Source organism: Glycomyces tenuis DSM 44171 (assembly GCF_000427885.1).
Taxonomy (GTDB): Bacteria; Actinomycetota; Actinomycetes; order Mycobacteriales; family Micromonosporaceae; genus Glycomyces; species Glycomyces tenuis.
The window spans coordinates 254,978-267,160 of record NZ_ATYW01000003.1; the positions used below are offsets into that span (position 1 = coordinate 254,978).

The 12,183-nt window shown below is 71.6% G+C and carries 7 protein-coding genes; 5 read left to right on the plus strand and 2 right to left on the minus strand.

The window, feature by feature from the left end; all coding sequences use genetic code 11:
* Nucleotides 1-20 precede the first annotated feature (20 nt).
* Nucleotides 21-1,565 carry an adenylyl-sulfate kinase gene (cysC, locus tag YWW_RS0106125; protein ID WP_026929419.1) on the minus strand — a complete coding sequence of 515 codons (1,545 nt, stop codon included), beginning with the start codon at nt 1,563-1,565 and terminating at the stop codon, nt 21-23.
* Between the two features lie 405 nt (nt 1,566-1,970).
* On the opposite strand from cysC, the gene ppc reads away from it, so the two are divergent.
* Nucleotides 1,971-4,727 carry a phosphoenolpyruvate carboxylase gene (ppc, locus tag YWW_RS0106130; protein WP_026929420.1) on the plus strand — a complete coding sequence of 919 codons (2,757 nt, stop codon included), beginning with the start codon at nt 1,971-1,973 and terminating at the stop codon, nt 4,725-4,727.
* Nucleotide 4,728: 1 nt separating this feature from the next.
* Here ppc and YWW_RS28655 read toward each other — a convergent pair whose 3' ends face one another.
* The gene (locus YWW_RS28655) at nt 4,729-5,592 is read right to left on the minus strand and encodes an arylamine N-acetyltransferase family protein (RefSeq protein ID WP_162145919.1); all 864 of its coding nucleotides are present in this window, start codon (nt 5,590-5,592) and stop codon (nt 4,729-4,731) included.
* A 138-nt stretch (nt 5,593-5,730) separates the two neighbouring features.
* Between YWW_RS28655 and YWW_RS28660 the strand changes: the two genes are divergently transcribed.
* The 4 genes from YWW_RS28660 (at nt 5,731) to YWW_RS0106155 (ending at nt 12,116) form a co-directional block, all read left to right on the plus strand.
* Nucleotides 5,731-6,579, plus strand: coding sequence for a metal-dependent hydrolase (locus YWW_RS28660; RefSeq protein WP_081687231.1), 849 nt, complete (start codon nt 5,731-5,733; stop codon nt 6,577-6,579).
* 148 nt (nt 6,580-6,727) lie between these two features.
* Nucleotides 6,728-10,300, plus strand: coding sequence for a transcription-repair coupling factor (mfd, locus tag YWW_RS28665; protein ID WP_155829965.1), 3,573 nt, complete (start codon nt 6,728-6,730; stop codon nt 10,298-10,300).
* 251 nt (nt 10,301-10,551) lie between these two features.
* Nucleotides 10,552-11,616: a trypsin-like serine peptidase gene (locus tag YWW_RS28670; protein ID WP_162145920.1), complete on the plus strand. Its 1,065-nt coding sequence runs from the start codon at nt 10,552-10,554 to the stop codon at nt 11,614-11,616.
* An 89-nt stretch (nt 11,617-11,705) separates the two neighbouring features.
* Nucleotides 11,706-12,116, plus strand: a complete 411-nt coding sequence (locus YWW_RS0106155; RefSeq protein WP_026929421.1) for a carboxypeptidase-like regulatory domain-containing protein — start codon at nt 11,706-11,708, stop codon at nt 12,114-12,116.
* Nucleotides 12,117-12,183 lie beyond the last annotated feature (67 nt).

Genomic DNA, 12,183 nt, shown 5'->3' on the forward strand with positions numbered 1-12,183 from the left:
GCGTCGGCGCCGCCGGGGCGTCAGGCGATCTTGAGCCCGATCGGCTCCAGCCAGCCGCCGTCGGAGAGGAACTCGATGACCTGCTCCACGGCCTCGCCGACGGTGATGTCGCTGGTGTCGATCGTCAGCTCGGCGTTCGGCGGCTCCTCGTACGGGTCGGAGACCCCCGTGAACTCGGGGATCTGCCCGGCCCGGGCCCTGGCGTACAGGCCCTTGCGGTCCCGCGCCTCGCACACCTCCAGCGGCGTGTTGACGTGGACGAGCACGAAATCCGCCCCCGCGGCCTCGGCCATGCGCCTGGCCTCGGCCCGGTCGACCTCGTAGGGCGCGATCGGCGCGGCCATCCCGATGCCGCCGTGGCGGGCCACCTCGGAGGCGACGTAGCCGATGCGGCGGATGTTCATCGAGCGGTCCATGCGCGAGAAGCCGAGACCCGCCGAGAGCACGCGGCGCACCACGTCGCCGTCGAACAGCGACACGGTGCGCGTGCCCTCCTCCAAGAGCGCCTCGTAGACCCCGCGCGAGATCGTCGACTTGCCCGAGCCCGACAGCCCGGTGAAGAACAGCACCAGGCCCCGCTGGCGCCGCGGCGGGCGGGCCTTGCGCAGCTCGGCGGCGACGGACGGCGGCGTGTGCCACTCCGGCAGCCCGAAGCCGCGGTCGAGCATGTCGGCGACCTCGGCGTCGCTCATCGCCGCGCGCCGGAACGGCGGCTCGATGTCCTCGATGGGCCGCCACTGGCCGTCGCGCGTGTCGTAGGCCAGCTCGCGGGGCACCATCGCCCGGACGCCGTCGCCGCCGCCGAGCCCGTCGGGGCCGGTCATGATGTGCGTGGCCCCGTAGGCGGCGGCGACCTTCGCGGTCAGCAGGCCGTCGCGCAGCCGGTCGCCGCGCTTGGACAGCGGCACGGTCAGCACCGTCGCCGTCGGCAGCCGGTCCTTCGCGGCCAGGACGCTGCGCACCAGCGCCGCCGTGGGCAGCCGCAGCGCCGCGCCGCCGTTGATCTCGTCGCCGGTGGGGATCATGACCAGGACGTGCGCGGCGAGGTTGTGGGCGGCGCGGACCAACTGGGCGAGCTGCGGGCGGTGCAGCGGCCGGTCGGCGACCAGCGCCAGCACCCGGTCCTTGGTGTAGGTGGTCTTCGCCTGCTCGGGGGTGGCGCGCAGGCCGATGAACACGCCGTGGGCGGCGTCGGCGATGCGCCGCACCGGCCCGCCGACGCGGACGATGTCGGGTCCGAGCGGGTCGAGCGAGTGGCACTCGACGGCCGCCACCGGCGCCCCCTCGGGGTCGGTGATGCGCAGCACGCGGCGCTTGGGGTCGGGGTTGTCGAGCTTCTCGGCGGTCTCGACGGGCACGTCGAGCGTCACCGGCACCGGCCAGGCACGGCCGTCGAGCAGTGTGCCGGTCCTGGCGACGTGGCGGGCCTCGGCCTCGGCCATGAAGCCGCGCAGCGGAGCGTAGGCGCCGTACAGCAGCAGTTCGAGGTCGGCCAGCTCGTGGGGCAGCGGGGTGTGGCTCGGCGCCTCGGCGAGGACCTCGTCGGGCAGTACCCAGTCAGACATCGTTGGTCGCGATCCCTTCGCAGTGCTCGGGCGGCTGTGCGGCGTCGGTTCGGTGGTGGCACCAGGGTATTCCACCGCCGCGCCGGGCGCCTCACCCGCTGTGCGGGAGTGGGGACGGTCGCCGAGTGCGGCGGTTCACGTCCGCCCATCGGTCGGTGTGAATGTTCTGGATCACAGGAGTCCGCCGTCCGCGGCGGGGATCAGGCAATTGCTTTCCAGGCGTCTCACCCTGAAGAACGAGACTTTCGAAGCGAAGGCCGGTAAGTTACGCTGGCAGCGCTCTCTGAGCAGAGTAGTGCAGCAGTGACCGCGGACACCGGCGTCGGCGCGAGCGGCCCTCAGGGGCTCATGGCGAAGCTTGCGGGCCGCCATCTGGTTCAGCCCAAACCACCACTGGAGAACTCCATGGACTACTACGACACCTCCGGAGAAGTCGACGACAAACAGCTCCGCCGGGACATCCGCCGCCTCGGCAACCTCCTCGGCCAGACGCTGGTCCGACAGGAGGGGCCCCAGCTGCTCGAACTCGTCGAGGAGGTGCGCGGGCTGGTCCGCGACAAGCCCGAGGCCGTCGCCGCCCGCCTCGCGAAGCTCGACGTGACCGAAGAGGTCGATCTCGCGCGCGCCTTCGCCACATATTTCCACCTCGCGAACATCACCGAGCAGGTCCACCGCGCCCGGGACATGCGCCGCGGCCGCGCCGAGCACGGCGGCTGGCTCGCCCGGGCCCGCGCCGACATCACCGCCGAGGACATCCCCGCCGACCGGATCGCCGCCGCGGCCGACCGCCTCGAAGTCCGCCCCGTCTTCACCGCCCACCCCACCGAGGCCGCCCGCCGCTCCATCCTCGTCAAGCTGCGGGGCATCGCCGACCTGCTCGACGCCGAGACCGCCGAGCGCGCCGTCCTCGGCTCGGCCGACGTCGACGACGTCAACTCCCGCCTCGCCGAGATCATCGACATGCTGTGGCAGACCGACGAGCTGCGCGTCGAGAAGCCCGAGCCCACCGACGAGGCCCGCAACGCGATCTACTACCTCACCGACCTGTACCGCGACGCCGCCGCCCGCGTCCTGACCGACCTCAACGCCACCCTCACCGACCTCGGCGGCTCGCCGCGCCCCGGCAGCGCCCCGCTCCGCTTCGGCACCTGGATCGGCGGCGACCGGGACGGCAACCCCTTCGTCACCCCCGAGGTCACCAAGCAGGTCCTGCTCATGCAGCACGAGCACGGCATCGCCGCCGCGGAAGGGGCCGTCGCCGAGCTCATCAACGAGCTGTCGGTCTCCCAGGCCGTGCGCCCGGCCTCCCAGGACCTCGTCGACTCGGTCGCGGCCGACCTCGACCGGCTCGACAACATCCCCGCCCGCTACCGGCGCATCCACGCCGAGGAGCCCTACCGGCTCAAGGCCCGCGCCATCGAGGCGAAGCTGGCGAACACCCGCACCCGCCACGCCGAGGGCCTGCCGCACCGGCCGGGCATCGACTACGCCGACGGGCGCGAGCTGCTCGCCGACCTCCAGATCATGCGCGACTCCCTGGCGCGCCACCGCGGCCAGCTCGCCGCCAAGGGCGTGCTCGACCGCGTCATCCGCACCGTCGCCGCCTTCGGCCTCCAACTGGCCACCATGGACGTCCGTGAGCACTCCGAGGCCCACCACGCGGTCCTCGCGGAGCTGTACGACACCTCCGGGGAGCTCGACAAGCCCTACGCCGAGCTGAGCGCCGCCGAGCGCGACGAGCTGCTCTCGCGCGAGCTCGCGGGCCACCGCCCGCTCGCTCCGGCCGACGTCGAGCTCTCCGAGCCGGGCCGCAAGACCTTCGGCGTCTTCCACGCCATCAAGGACACCCAGCGGCAGTTCGGCAAGTCCATCGTGGAGTCCTACATCATCTCGATGACCCACGATCCGGCCGACGTCCTCGCCCCGGCGATCCTCGCCCGCGACGCCGGCCTGGTCGACGTGGCGCGCGGCAGGGCCGACATCGGCTTCGTGCCCCTCCTCGAGGAGGTGGCCGAGCTCGCGGGGGCCGGCGACCTCATCGACGGGCTGCTGAGCAAGCCCGCCTACCGGGCGATCGTGGCCGCGCGCGGCGACGTCCAAGAGGTCATGCTCGGCTACTCCGACTCCAACAAGGACGCGGGCATCACCGCCAGCCAGTGGTCCATCCAGGCCGCCCAGCGCCAGCTGCGGGACGTCGCCGCCAAGCACGGCGTGCGCCTGCGCCTGTTCCACGGCCGCGGCGGCACCATCGGCCGCGGCGGCGGCCCCACCCACGAGGCGATCCTCGCCCAGCCCTCGGGCACGCTCGACGGCGCCATCAAGATCACCGAGCAGGGCGAGGTCCTCTCCGACAAGTACACGCTCCCGGCGCTGGCCCGCGAGAACCTCGAGCTGACCGTGGCCGCCTCGCTGAAGGCGACGCTGCTGCACACCGAGCCCAGGCACCAGCCTGACGTGCTGGACCGCTGGTTCGGCGTCATGGACCAGACCTCCGAGGCCGCCAAGGCCGCCTACCGCTCGCTGACGAGCATGCGGGGCCTGTCGGACTACTTCTGGGCCGTCAGCCCCACCGAGCTGCTCGGCGCGCTCAACATCGGCTCGCGGCCGTCCAAGCGCCCCAACACGAGCGCGGGCCTGGAGGGCCTGCGGGCGATCCCGTGGGTGTTCGGCTGGACGCAGTCGCGGCAGATCGTGCCCGGCTGGTTCGGCGTCGGCTCGGGCCTGGCCGCCGCCCGCGAGGCGGGCCTGGGCGAGGAGATCGCCGAGATGCACGGCAAGTGGCACTTCTTCTCCAACTTCATCTCCAATGTGGAGATGACCTTGGCGAAGACGGACCTCGACATCGCCTCGCAGTACGTCGCGACGCTCGTCCCCGAACCGCTGCAAGGGATCTTCGAGGCGATCAAGGACGAGCACGCGCGCACCGTCGCCGAGATCCTCGCGCTCACCGGCGAGGACCGCCTGCTGGACGCCAACCCGCAGCTCGCGCGCACCCTGGAGGTCCGCGACCGCTACCTGGCGCCGCTGCACCACCTCCAGATCTCGCTGCTCAAGCGCTACCGTGCCGACGGCGGCGCCGAGGACGGCGTGGACCCGCAGCTCAAGCGGGCCCTGCTCATCACCGTCAACGGCATCGCCGCCGGCCTGCGCAACACCGGCTGAGTCACGGGAGCGACGGCTCGGCGTTCGAGGAGCGCCGGGCCTTCCAGCGCTGGTGCTGGGCGCGGGCCCGGTCCCACAGCGCCGCCAGCTCGCGCTCGGGCAGCGAGAGCCCGAACTCGGCGGCGAGGAGCTCGGCGAAGGCCTCGGCGTCGTCGAGCACCCGCGCCGACTTGCCTTCGGGCAGTTTGGGGTCGAACACCGTGACGGTGCGGGCGCGCAGCACGAGCACGTGGTCGGCGCGCGGCTGCTGCACCGACAGGGTGTTGACGAAACCGGACTCGGGGGAGGTCTCGAGCTCGGCGCACTTGGCGGCGAAGTCGCCCAGCTCGTGCTCGTCCAGTTCGAAGTCGAAGGAGAGGTTCTCCACTCTGGGGTCGACGGTGCACCGCCACAGCTCGCCGTCGATGTTCCACAGGCCGTAGTTGAACGGCCCGACGCGGTGGCTGCCCTGCTGGAACGGCAGCGGGTCGCGGAAGCCCACGCCGAGCCCGGCGTCGGCGATGTACCGCCCCTCCCGCAGCGTCACCAGCAGCGGGAGGTGGTTGAACCAGGCCTCGTCGCCGCGGTGCTCGTGCCCGACGCCGCCGCACAGGCGGCGCACCGTGAAGCCCATGGCCTCCAGCGCGAGCGCGAGCAGGCCGTTCTGCTCGAAGCAGAAGCCGCCCCTCCCGCCGAGCACCAGCTTGTCGAACAGGGACGCCTCGTCCAGGCCGATCGCCCGGCCGAGCTGGATGTCGATGTTCTCGTACGGGAACGTGTCGATGTGGGCGCGGTGGATCCGGACCAGCGCGTCCGCCGTGGGCCGCTTCGGCCGTGCGAGCCCGATCCGCTCCAGGTAGGCGTCGAGCTGGGTGCTGCTGAACACCATCCGACCCTATCGCGGGCATGTCGCATCATCGACATAGATTTGAAGTTCGCTCGCCGCCGCCACGAGACTCGTCGCGGCGGTGTGGCATAGTCCCATCGTCCTCCCGGAACCGCCCCCTTGAAGGAGACCTCAACTATGGTCATGGGCCCCACCCACGCCATGTCCGGCGCCGCCCTCTGGCTCGCCGGATCGGCCGTCGCCTCCGTGGCGTTCGGCGTCGACCAGTCCTCCGCCGAGCTCGTGGTCGGCACCATCGCCGTCTCGGGCGCCGCCCTCTACCCCGACATCGACTGCGCCGGAAAGGTCACCGAGAACAAGGGCGGGTCCACAGTGGCGCGGTCCTTCGGCGTCGTGTCCCTGTTCGTCGCCGAGTGCGTCGAGCGCCTGTGCTACTGGTTCTACCTGCTCACCAAATCCAAAAAGGACAAGAAGCGCAAGAACGGGCACCGGACCTTCACCCATACCGCCCTCCACGCCGCGCTCGTCGGCACCGGCGTCGGCTTCCTGGCCGCCTCCTTCGGCAAACCGGCGGTCATCGCCGTCCTGTTCATACTCACCGGGCTCGCCGTCCGCGGGCTGCTGCCCGCGTCGGTGAACCGGATGGGCTGGGTCATCACCACCGCGGTCGCCCTGGCCGCCTCCTACGGCATGTACCACCTGCTGCCCGAGCACCGCTCCTATTGGATCCTCGGCCTCGCCATGGGCATCGGCTGCTTCATCCACATCCTCGGCGACATGATCACCAAGATGGGCTCGCCCCTGTTCTTCCCCATCCCGATCAAGAAGCGCCGCTGGGCCGACCTCGGCCTGCCCAACAGCATCGCGCTGCGCGCCGGCGGCAAGGGCGAGAACCGGATCCTCCTGCCGATCCTCACCTTCATCGTCGTCCTCGGCATGTTCTACAACCTCCCCGAGGTCCAGGAGCTCATCTTCGACCAGCCCGTCACCGAGAGCGAGAACGTGGACGCCGACACCTCCCGATGAAGCTCGCGGGCCGCACGGCGGCAGCGAGGTAGACTCGACCGGTTGCCGGTTCCGGGCCCCGCGGGCGCCCGGGTCCGGTCCGTCAGCGTGCCCTGAACACCGGCTGCGATACCGGATGGGGCGTTCCCGAATGTCCGAAGGCAAGGTCATGTCCCAACTCTCGAGCCTGCTCGACGCCGCGTCCGCCTCGCCGAAGCTCGCCCGCGTCGCCGAGCTCGCCGCCTCCTCCGAGCGACCGGTCGACGTCGTCGCCGTCCCCGGCGCCCGCCCGCTCGTCCTCGCCCAGGCCGCCCGCCACGCGCCCGGGCCGCTCCTGGCCGTCACCGCCACCTCCCGCGAGGCCGAAGAGCTCGCCGAGGCCCTCGCCTCCTTCATCCCCGAGGACGACATCGCGCTCTACCCGGCCTGGGAGACCCTCCCGCACGAGCGCCTCTCGCCCCGCTCCGACACCGTCGGCACCAGGCTCGAACTGCTGCACCGCATCCACGCCGGGGACGTGCCCCGCGTCATCGTCACCCCCGTCCGCGGCGCCCTCCAGCCCCAGCTCAAGGGCCTGGGCTCGCTCGAGCCGATCCGCCTGCGGCGCGGCGACGAGACCGATCTGACCGAACTGGCCGACCGCCTCCTCGGCCTCGCCTACGAACGGGTCGACCTGGTCGAGAAGCGCGGCGAGTTCGCCGTGCGCGGCGGCATCCTCGACGTCTTCCCGCCCACCGCGCAGCACCCGCTGCGCCTGGAGTTCTTCGGCGACGAGGTCGACGCGATCCGCGAGTTCTCCGTCGCCGACCAGCGCTCCCTCGAAGCCGCCGACGAGCTCCACGCCACGGCCTGCCGCGAGCTCCTGCTGACCGACGAGGTCCGCGCCAGGGCCGCCGAACTGGCCGAGACGCACCCCGGCATCGCCGAGATGTGCGCCAAACTCGCCGAGGGCATCCCCGTCGAGGGCATGGAATCGCTCATGCCCGCGCTCGTGGGGCCCGAGAACCTCGAACTGTTCAACGAGACGCTCCCGGCGGACGCGCTCGTGGTCGCGATCGAACCCGAGCGCATCCGCACCCGCGCCGTCGACCTGGTGGCGACCTCGAACGAGTTCCTCGAAGCGTCCTGGGCCGCCGCCGCGGCCGGCGCCGAAGCCCCCGTCGACCTCGGCGCGGGGATCTTCCGCGACCTGGCCGACGCCAGAGTCGCCGCGCTCGCCGCGGGCCAGCGCTGGTGGACCGTCTCGCCGTTCGCCGCCGCCCCCGAAGCGGACGCCCTGGCGGCCGAACTGGCCGCGATCACCGGCGAAGCGCCTGCAGGCGAGGTCGCGGACGACTCGGTCACCGTCGACCTCGGCATCGCCGAATCCCCGCGCTACCACGGCGACTCGGCCCGCCTGACGGCCGACATCAAGACCTGGACGCAGACCGGCCGCGCCGTCGCGGTGGTCTACCCGGCCCTCGGCGGCGCCGAGCGGGCCGCCGAGCAGCTCCGCGGCGCCGGCGTCGGCGCCCACCTGGCCGCGGCGCCGGAGGCCTTCCCTCCCGGCGAGGTGACCGCCTGCGTCGGCACCCTCGCGATCGGCTTCCTCGACGAGGCCGCGGGGCTCGCGGTGGTGACGGCCGCCGACATCGCCGGAGGCAAGGCCCTCGCCGCGCAGCGCCCCCGCAAGGGCAAGGCGACCAAGCGGCGCGGCGCCGTCAACCCCCTCGAACTGAGCCCCGGCGACTACGTCGTCCACGACTCGCACGGCGTCGGCAAGTACATCGAGATGGTGCGCCGCAGCATCGGCGGCGCCGAGCGCGAGTACCTCGTCATCGAGTACGCGCCCTCCAAGCGCGGCCAGCCCGGCGACCGCCTCTTCGTGCCCACCGACTCGCTCGACCAGCTCACCCGCTACGTCGGCGGCGAGCAGCCGGCCGTGCACAAGCTGGGCGGCACCGACTGGCAGAAGACGAAGCGGCGCGCCCGCAAGGCGGTGCGCGAGATCGCCGCCGAGCTGATCCAGCTGTACGCGGCCCGCCAGGCCGCCGAGGGCCACGCCTTCGCGCCGGACACGCCGTGGCAGCGGGAGATGGAGGACGCCTTCCCGTACGTCGAGACGCCGGACCAGATGTCGGCGATCGTCGACACGAAGGAGGACATGGAGTCCCGCGTGCCGATGGACCGCCTCGTGATGGGCGACGTCGGCTACGGCAAGACCGAGGTGGCCGTCCGCGCCGCGTTCAAGGCCGTCCAGGACGGCAAGCAGGTGGCGGTCCTGGTGCCCACGACGCTCCTCGCCAGCCAGCACTACAGCACCTTCGTCGAGCGCATGGGGCAGTTCCCCGTGCGCATCAGGCAGCTCTCGCGCTTCCAGTCCGCGCGCGAGGCGGCCGAGATCCAGCGGGGCATCGCGAACGGCGACGTCGACATCCTCGTCGGCACCCACCGGCTCCTCCAGGCCGAGACCCGCTTCAAGGACCTCGGGCTCATCGTCGTCGACGAGGAGCAGCGCTTCGGCGTGGAGCACAAGGAGAAGCTCAAGGCCCTGCGCACCGCCGTGGACGTCCTCACCATGTCCGCCACGCCGATCCCGCGCACCCTGGAGATGGCCGTGACCGGCATCCGCGAGATGTCCACGATCGCCACGCCGCCCGAGGAGCGCCACCCCGTCCTGACCTATGTGGGCGCCTGGGAGTCCAAGCAGGTGGCCGCGGCGATCCGCCGCGAGCTGCTGCGCGACGGCCAGGTCTTCTACCTGCACAACAGGGTCGAGTCGATCGACCGCGCCGCCACGCGCCTGCGGGAGCTCATCCCCGAGGCCCGCGTCGCCGTCGCCCACGGCAAGATGGGCGAGACCCAGCTCGAGAAGATCATGCAGGGCTTCTGGGAGGGCGAGTTCGACGTGCTCGTCTCGACGACGATCATCGAGTCGGGCATCGACATCCCCAACGCCAACACCCTGATCGTCGAGCGCGCCGACCTGCTCGGCCTGTCCCAGCTCCACCAGATCAGGGGCCGGGTGGGCCGCAGCCGCGACCGGGCGTACGCCTACTTCCTGTACCCCGGCGAGCAGCCGCTGTCCGAGACCGCCCACGAGCGCCTGGCGACGATCGCCCAGCACTCCGAGCTCGGCGCTGGCATGTACGTGGCGATGAAGGACCTCGAGATCCGCGGCGCGGGCAACCTCCTGGGCGCCGAGCAGTCCGGCCACATCGCCGACGTCGGCTTCGACCTCTACCTGCGCATGGTCGGCGAGGCGGTCACGGCCTTCAAGGGCGGCGGCGAGGAGCCGCCCGCGCCGGTCAAGGTGGAGCTGCCGCTGGACGCCAACGTCCCGGTCGACTACATCGAGGTCGAGCGGCTGCGACTGGAGATGTACCGCAAGGTCTCCGAGGTCCACGACGAGGCCGGGCTCGACGAGGTCCGCGAGGAGATGGAGGACCGCTACGGGCCCGCACCCGAGCAGGTCCAGACCCTGTTCCACCTGGCGCGCTTCCGCATCCTCGCCCGCCGCCACGGCCTGACCGACATCGCGCTCCAGGGCAAGAACCTCCGCTTCTCCAGCGTGGAGCTGCCCGACTCGAAGCAGATGCGCCTGCGGCGCCACTATCCGGACGCCCACTACAAGGCCCAGGCCGGCCTGATCAGCGTCCCGCGCCCGACGACCTCCCGCATCGGCGGCAAAGCGATCGAGGGCCTGGCCCTCCTCCAGTGGTGCGCCGACCTGATCGCCGACACCGTCCCGGCGTCGGAGTAGCGGCCGCCGCCCGCTTCGCCGCAGCGGCGTTCGGTCGTCTTCGCGGCGCGCGCCTCGATGTGACGTAGGTCATGTGCAACGGTCCGCGACCGGCCGCCTCGCATCCTTCAGTCCACATAGCTCGGTCTACTGCGAAGGACGCGAAACGGGGACCGTGATCTTGCGGTCCTATTGCTATGGTCCACCACAAGAAGGTTGTACCGCTTGCCCTACAAGCGGTACAACCTGTCCGGATCCGAAATGGAGAGAGGATGCCCATGCACCTCGGATCGGCAAGATCATTCTACAGCGGCCACAGCCGCTCACTCCCCAGTCCATCGACGCTCATCACCCGCATGTTCGCCGCGCTCCTGCTGCTCGTCGGCACCACGATCGCCACCCAATCGCTCACGACGGGCGCCGCGCAGGCCGAGACGGAGCGCGAGCTCCTCCCGGTCTCCAGCGACGGCAGCACACTGGACACCGCCACGCTCGACATGATGGAGAAGCTCCCCGACGTCGACGCGATCCCGGCGACCACGCCGAGCAAGAGCCCCGACGACGTCGGCGCCTCCTTCGACCCCGACGATCTGAAGGGCGAAACCGACGAGTTCGGGACCTTCTCGATCATCGGCGACGACGAGCGGACGCGGACGACCCCGACCGACTGGCACCCCGCCGCGGCCACCGTCCAGTTCACCCTGGTGAACGACGCCGGGAACAGGGTGCAGTACTGCTCGGGCTTCATGATCAGTCCCGACACCGTGGCCACCGCGGGCCACTGCGTCTACAACGAGGACGCGTTCGGCGGCTGGGTCAGCGGCCGCCAGTTCCTCGCCTTCCCCGGCCGCGACGGCACCGACGCCCCCTACGGCAGCTGTGCCGCCGTCTCCTTCTACTCGGTGAACTTCTGGACCGAGGACGGCGACAGCGAGTACGACTACGGTGCCGTCAAGCTCGACTGCACCGTCGGCGACGCGACCGGCACCTACGGGTACTACTGGCAGAGCGCCTCGCTGGACGGCACCGGCACCTCCACGCGGGGCTACCCGGGCGACCAGGCCTTCGGCACCCAGTGGGCCAGCTACGACCAGATCCGTGAGACCCACGACCGGCAGGTCTTCTACCAGAACGACACGGTGGGCGGCCAGAGCGGCAGCCCGGTCTACACCTACCGCGACAGCTGCAACGGCCCGTGCGCCATGGCCGTCCACGCCTACGGCTGCCGGACCAGCGGGACGTGCAACGACGACGACCCGCCGTTCACGAACCACAACTACGGCACCCGCATCACCGAGGAGGTGTTCGGGTTCTTCCAGGCATGGTCGGCGCTGTAGCGCCGCAGGCGGGTTCCGCTCCCACGGCGGAACCCGCCGCCCGTCCCCGGCGTCACAGCTCGAAGACGGCGAATTCCCGGGAGGACCGAATGCGACTGCGAACGATCGCCGCGCTGCTGTTCACGGCGATGCTGACCGGCGCCTGCGGCGCGAACGGACCGGGCTCGGGCGGCGACGGCCCCAGCTCCGTCAGCGACTCCGACCCGACCACCGGCACGCCGGAAGAGCGCGTCGAACTGGTCGTCACCGTCTCCGATCCCGAAGGGGAACCGGTGGAGGGGGCGCAGGTCCTGCCGTCGTCGCTCGAGGCGGACGGGCCCGCCTTCGGCGAGATGGGCCGCCCGACCGATGCCTCCGGCCAGTACCGGATGCAGCTGCTGCCGGGCCGCTACGGCATCGCCGTCCAGTACGGAACCGACGTCGAGTCCGAGGTCCAGGAGATCGAGATCGAGGCGGGCGAGCCCGCGAGCCTCGACTTCGTGCTGGACGTGGACGGCTGAGCGGCCGTCCGGGAGAACGCCTTCGCGGCCCGCCCAAGACGCGCTCACCCCATCGGGTGGCATGTGG